This window comes from Streptomyces sp. 3N207, from assembly GCF_052246355.1.
Taxonomy (GTDB): Bacteria; Actinomycetota; Actinomycetes; order Streptomycetales; family Streptomycetaceae; genus Streptomyces.
This window is the reverse complement of sequence record NZ_JBQQBV010000064.1, coordinates 1-1,141: the sequence shown is the minus strand read 5'-3', so window position 1 is coordinate 1,141 and position 1,141 is coordinate 1. Positions and strand designations below refer to the sequence as shown.

General features: G+C 66.8%; 2 protein-coding genes. Both read left to right on the top strand.

Annotated elements, in window-relative coordinates:
* The first annotated feature begins 21 nt into the window (after positions 1-21).
* Positions 22-576 (top strand): winged helix-turn-helix domain-containing protein, encoded by a 555-nt coding sequence (locus tag ACTWP9_RS36640; RefSeq protein ID WP_443250642.1) that lies wholly within the window; start codon positions 22-24, stop codon positions 574-576.
* Positions 573-1,141, top strand: a 569-nt coding sequence (locus tag ACTWP9_RS36635) for an IS630 family transposase (protein ID WP_443250641.1), incomplete at its 3' end; no start/stop codon positions are given. The genes ACTWP9_RS36640 and ACTWP9_RS36635, both read left to right, overlap by 4 nt.

Here is a 1,141-nt window from a genome sequence, read left to right as displayed (position 1 = left end):
CTACTGAGCTTTTCGTTAGTTGTGTGGGTGTGGGGGGCTCGTCGGTGGGAGGCTGTCGTCGTGTCCTACCAACCTTCGCCCATCGCCTCCGAGTCTTCTGTTCCCCCTTTGACGCGGCCTCAGTTGGCCGAGGCTCGGCGTGTGCGGGCGGTCGAGTTGTTCGAGCAGGGCCGCCCGAATGCCGAGATCGCCAGAATGTTGGGGGTCCACGCAGAGAGCGTGCGGCGGTGGAAACGCGTCTGGGAGAAGGGCGGCGCTCACGCGTTACGGCGGCGTCCTGCAGCCGGTCGCCCGCCCAAGCTGGACGACACCCAGGTCGAGGAAGTACGGGCCGCGCTGAACCGAGGCGCCCAGGCACACGGCTTCGAGGCCGATCTGTGGACGTTGGAGCGTGTCGGGCTGGTGGTCGAACACGTGACGGGGGTGTCCCTGTCGCGGGCGTCGGTGTGGCGACTGCTGACCGGACGGTTGGGGTGGAGTCTGCAGCGTCCGGAACGCCGGGCGATCGAGCGGAACGAGTCCGAGATCGCCCGCTGGATCGCCCACGAGTGGCCGCGCATCAAAAGGGGGCGGTGAACAAACGTGCCTGGATCGTGTTCCTCGACGAATCGGGAGTCTCCCTGCTGCCCCAGGTCCGACGCACCTTTGCGCCCCGTGGCCGCACCCCGACCCTGCGGCACCGGCTGAACTGGAAACGCGCCTCCATGGCCGCAGCCCTCGGCTACCACGCCACCGATCCCGATCGCGGTCCTCGTCTGTGTTTTCACCTCAAGCCCGGCAGCTACGACACCACCACCCTGATCCAGGTGCTGGAACAGATCAAGGTGTTCTACACCGGGGACCAGGTGGTCCTTGTCTGGGACGGGCTGTCCGCCCACTGGAGCCGCGCGATGCGGGCCTGGGTGGCCGAACAGGACTGGCTCACCCTCGAACGATTACCCGCCTACGCACCCGAACTCAACCCGGTCGAACTCCTGTGGTCGTCGATCAAGAAACGCGAACTCGCCAACCTCACCGGCGACCACCTCGCTGATGTCGCCGACGCCACCGAACGCGGCATCCACCGCATCAACGAGAACCACCGACTCCCCTGGGCCTTCCTCACCCACACCGGGCTGGTCATCCACCCCCCACACCCACA